This window comes from Curtobacterium sp. B18, from assembly GCF_000333375.1.
Classification (GTDB): domain Bacteria; phylum Actinomycetota; class Actinomycetes; order Actinomycetales; family Microbacteriaceae; genus Curtobacterium.
In genome coordinates, this window is the sequence record NZ_BACZ01000606.1 from 1 (window position 1) to 940 (window position 940).

Below are 940 nucleotides of genomic sequence, written 5' to 3' on the forward strand. Positions count from 1 at the left end.
CCAGGCCGGCGAGCGAGATCGGGATGCCGCCGAGGAAGATCCAGCGCCAGCCGTTCGACTCCGCGACGAGGCCGCCGACGACCGGGCCGATGACCTGCCCGACGGCGGCGACGGTGGCGTTCAGCCCGAGGCCGAGCGACAGGATCGACTCCGGGAACACGTCGGTGAGGAGCGCGGTGGTGACGTCGGTGATCTTCCCGTTCGCTACGGTGATCTGCACCTGCACGGGACCGTACTGCGTCTGGGTCGTGTCGCCGGCGAAGGTCCCGGAGGCGGAGGAGCCGCCCGAGGTGCCGGTGCCCGAGGTGCCGGAGCCGGAGGTGCCGGAGGTGCCGGAGCCGGAGGTGCCGGAGCCGGAGGTGCCGGTCCCGGTGCTGCTCCGGCCGCTCGCCCCGCCGGTGGTGGCGGAGCCGCTCGTGCCGGTGCCGGCCGTCGTGCTCTGCTGTGCCGGGGCGGTGACCGCGGGTTGGCCGCCGAGCTGCCAGCCGATGACGAGGACGGCGACGGACGACACGACCCCGCCGGCGACGACGCGGGCCCTCACGACTCGAACCGTTCGTGGTGGATCTGGTGCTCCGGGACGCCGGCGAGCCGTGCCTCGCGGACGACGAGGTCGGACCAGGCGCGCGGGCCGCACACGTACAGGTCGGAGTCGAGCAGGTCCGGGAAGACGGACCGGAGCGAGACCCCGCGGCGCACGTCCTCCTCGGTCATCCAGCTCTCGCGGGAGTGCGCCCGGCGGCCGACCATCGTGTACAGCCGGCTGCCCGTCGCCGCGGCGAGGTCGGCGGTCTCCTGCCAGAGGTACTGCTGGTCGGCGTCGGTCCCGCGCAGCAGCACGGTGGCCTCGCCCGGGGCGAGGTCGGTGTCCTCGAGCAGCGACCGCCCGGGGGTGATCCCGATACCCGACGCGACGAGCGCCAGGTACGGGGCCGTGCGC

1 protein-coding gene and 1 pseudogene are annotated in these 940 nt (G+C 74.7%); both read right to left on the reverse strand.

The window, feature by feature from the left end; all coding sequences use genetic code 11:
- On the reverse strand, positions 1-544 hold a 544-nt coding region (locus I5E_RS16385; protein WP_022907939.1), incomplete at its 3' end, for an MFS transporter.
- A pseudogene (locus tag I5E_RS16390) lies at positions 541-940 on the reverse strand (oxidoreductase); the annotation flags it as partial. The pseudogene I5E_RS16390 and the gene I5E_RS16385, both read right to left, overlap by 4 nt.